This is a genomic window from Methylobacterium sp. (assembly GCF_019750675.1).
In the GTDB taxonomy this organism is placed as follows: Bacteria; Pseudomonadota; Alphaproteobacteria; order Rhizobiales; family Beijerinckiaceae; genus Methylobacterium.
The window spans coordinates 1-3,238 of record NZ_JAIEOF010000079.1; the positions used below are offsets into that span (position 1 = coordinate 1).

Here is a 3,238-nt window from a genome sequence, read left to right on the forward strand (position 1 = left end):
GTCTGATGAAACGGGTTGAGGTAGACCCAGTCGAAGCCGAGCGCCGCGATGCGCGGCAACTCGGCGGTCCAGGCCGATACGGTGCCGACCAGCAGCGGAAAGAGGTTGTAGATGCGCGGCCCCTCGGCCCGGGGCGCGAGGCCGGCCGGAAGCGGCACCTCACCGGCTTCGGTCCGCTGGGCGGCGGTCGTTGCGGGGCTCGGTGCGTTCATAAGGTCTCCATTCCGTTCGTTCGTGCGCTCGGCCGCCCGCGACGCGGACGTTGCGCCGGGCATGGCCGGGAGCGCAGGCGGGGCGGGGGAGGTCGAGCCCTCCCCCGAGTCGTCGGTTCCGTGGCGATCCGCCACTCGGGCGGACGGCGCCCGCCTCAGCCCGTCCGCCTGAGGACCGCGTAGGGCAGACGCGCGAAGGCCCGTCCGAGTTCGATCCGGCCGTCATCCGAGACGACCGCGTCGCCTGTCACGAGATCGGTCCAGGTCGATCCCGGCGTCACGGACAGGTGGGTTCCGGCGAACGCCTCGCCGGACCAGACCGCCTCCCCGAGGAAGCCGGAGACCAGGCGCGGCACCGCCACCACGAGGTCGCCCTCCCCTGTCGTCGCATCCGAACGTGTGAATGCGATGACATGCGCCGCCCTTTCGCCCGAGGCCGGCAACGCCTGGTAATCCGCGTCCGCGTAGAAGCTCGGGCGCGCCGCGCGGTCGGCGAGCAGCCGCGCGAGGGTCGCCTGCTTGACGCGGCCGTCGGTCCAATGCGCCAGGACGTCGGCGGCGGCCGCCCCTTCCTCCAGGGCGCGGGTCAGGGCCGGATAGTCCACCGGCCGGCGGTTGTCGGGATCGACGAACGAGAAATCCCAGAACTCCGTGCCCTGGTAGGTGTCGGGCAGGCCCGGCAGGGTCGCCTTGAGCACGGTACGTCCGAGGCCCGCGATCATGCCGAGATGGGCGAGCCGCCGCGCGAAGGGCCGTAGCCGTGCCAGGAACTCCGAACCGGGGGCGATCAGCGCGGCGAAGAGTGTGTGGACCGCGCCCTCGTAGGCCTCGTCGACATTGACCCAGCTGGAGCGCCGCTTGGATTCGCGCAGGGCCTTCTCGGCGTAGGCGTCGAGGCGCGCGCGGAAATCCTCGATCGCGGCGGGTTCGTCCCGGTCCAGCAGTTCCAGCGGCCAGGCGCCAAGGATGGCCTGGAAGAACATCCACTGGTCGTTGGCGTCGGGGGCCGGCTCCTTCTCGACGAGGCTGAGATGGGGCCCGGCGAGCGACGTCCAGATCTCCCAGGCCTCGGCCCAATCGCCCGGCATCTCGGAGAGCGCGAGCAGGCGGGAACGTGCATCCTCGCCGCGCTTGGTATCGTGGGTCGCCGTGGTGATCATCGCGTTCGGCCAGTCGCGGGCACGCGCCGCCTGGAGCGCGTGGAAATGCTCCGCGGCGATGCCATACTCGCCGGGGTCGCCGCCGACCTCGTTGAGCGCGAGGAGTTCGGCGAACCGATAGAACAACGTGTCCTCCAGGCTCTTGGCCATGACCGGGCCAGTGAGCTGCTGGAAACGGCGGCGGAAGCGCAGGATGATTTCCGGGTCGGGCCGGCCCGGACCCGTCACGTCGATGCGCCCCAGCATGGCGTCGGCGGCGAAATCATGGACAGAGCGGTCGGGCAGCGCGCTCCAGCGCTTGGCCTTCTTCACCGCCGTCTCGATGAGGCGGATGTCCTCGTCCTCGACGTCGCTCTCGTCGAGGTCGCCAGGCAGGTAGCTGCGATAGGTCGGGAAGCGGGCGATGATCTCGATCAGCGCACGGCGGATGGCGTTGACCGAGAAGTCGCGGGTGCGCCGATCCGCGTCCGCCACCGCCTTGAGGTCGGAGGTCATGACCTCGAGTTCGGAGGCGAAGCTGATCTCCAGGATCTCCGCCTTGGCGGCGCGGAGCATGAACTTGTAGGGCTCGTCGAACTCCGTCCGGCTCTCGTAGAGCCGGGCGATCTCGGTCCGCTTCGTCTGGTCCACCAGGATGCCGTCGAGCTGGTTCAGCACGTCGTAGCCGGTGGTGCCGGCCACCGGCCAGGGGCGCAGGCGCTCTCCGGGTTCGAGGATCTTCTCCACCACCACGTAGAAGCCCGGGCCGATGGCAGCCTGGAGGGCGCGGGCGTAGCCGAGCGGATCGGCCAGACCATCGATGTGGTCGATGCGCAGGCCGTCGATCCGGCCCGCCTCGATGTGGCGGAAGATCGTGGCGTGCGAGCGCTGGAAGACGTCGGACTGCTCGACGCGAAGGCCGGCGAGCCCGTTCACATCGAAGAAGCGCCGGTAGTTGATGTCGCTCGCGGCGATCCGCCAATGGGCGAGGCGGTAGGATTGCTGCTCGAGCAGGCGATGCAGGGGGCCGAAGCTGTCGGGATGACCCTTGGCGCCGTTGAGGAGGCGCAGGGTCCGGTCGATGGCCTCGGCAATGGCGGGCGAGGCCTCCACCGCTTCGACCAGCCGCTCCTTCAGGGTCTCGGCCTCCTCGGGGAAGCCGCGGCGGCGTTCCTCGTTGGTGTCTTCGCCCATCAGGCGCAGGCGCTCGGAGATGCCGAGCACCTCGAGGGCCGCCGCATCCTCGATGTCGCCGAGGGCGGCCAGCGAGCGATTCAGGATCGTCGGGTATTGCAGCGGGCAGATCGGGAATTCGTGCTCGTAGTGCCAGACGCTGAACGCGCCCTTGCGAGCATCGAACTTCAGTTCGAGCGTGCCCTTCTCCAGGGCCTCCCCGTAGCGGTCACCGAGGAACGGCACCACGAGGTTGTTCTTGGCGCCGAGCCGCGACCAGTCGATGTCGAAGGCGTTGGCGTGGGGCGAGAGGCCGCCCCATTCGAGCACCGAGAGCCACCAGGGATTGTCGGCGCCGCCGACGCCCATGTGGTTGGGCACGATGTCGAGGAGGAACTTGAGTCCGGCTCCGTGGAGCACGTCCGAGAACCGGACGAAGGCTTCCTCGCCGCCGAGTTCCGGGTTGATCGTCGAGTGGTCGACGATGTCGTAGCCGTGGGTCGAGCCCGGCCGCGCCTTCTGGATCGGGGAGGCGTAGACGTGGCTGATCCCGAGCTTGACGAGGTAGGGGACGATCTTTGCGGCGTCCGCGAAGGTGAAGTCCTTGTGGAACTGCAGGCGGTAGGTGGCGCGCGGCGGAACCGTGGCGAGGCGGGCGGCACCGGAACGCGGACCGCGATCCTCGGCCGACAGCGAGGCGGCGAGCTTGGCCAG

The 3,238-nt window shown here is 69.5% G+C and carries 2 protein-coding genes; both read right to left on the reverse strand.

Annotated features, from left to right (window positions below; translation table 11 throughout):
• A partial coding sequence (locus K2X24_RS04040) for a hypothetical protein (protein WP_292494899.1) occupies window positions 1–212 on the reverse strand: 212 nt, incomplete at its 3' end.
• Between the two features lie 155 nt (window positions 213–367).
• Window positions 368–3,238 (reverse strand): malto-oligosyltrehalose synthase (treY, locus tag K2X24_RS04045; RefSeq protein WP_292494900.1); only part of this gene is annotated, 2,871 nt, incomplete at its 5' end.